Below are 366 nucleotides of genomic sequence, written 5' to 3' on the forward strand. Positions count from 1 at the left end.
TATCTGTCTTAAATGCTTATATGGAGATGGAAAGAGACCAGTATGTAAATGCAGATTTCAAACAAAAGAATCCTAAAAGGATTGCCCAACGTAATGGCTACTACGAACGTGATTTTATGATGCCTGTTGGTAAAATTCATCTAAAAGTGCCTAGAACACGTGATGGTGAGTTTACAACTGACGTTTTCGAACAGTACACACGCTCTGATCAATCTCTTATTTTAGCCATGATGGAAGCTTATATTAATGGTGTTTCAACTCGGAATATCACGAAGATTGTCGAGGCTTTATCAGGGGAATCTGTATCGAAATCAACGATTTCTGAAGTAATGAAAAATATAGATCCTGATATTCAAGAATGGGCAA

At 36.6% G+C, this 366-nt stretch carries 1 protein-coding gene; it reads left to right on the top strand.

The genetic code is table 11. The features are described from left to right. Positions 1 to 366 (top strand): transposase (locus tag LQ668_RS12305; protein WP_239776062.1); only part of this gene is annotated, 366 nt, incomplete at both ends.

The organism is Mammaliicoccus sp. K-M42 (genome assembly GCF_022386375.1).
Lineage (GTDB): Bacteria > Bacillota > Bacilli > Staphylococcales > Staphylococcaceae > Mammaliicoccus > Mammaliicoccus fleurettii.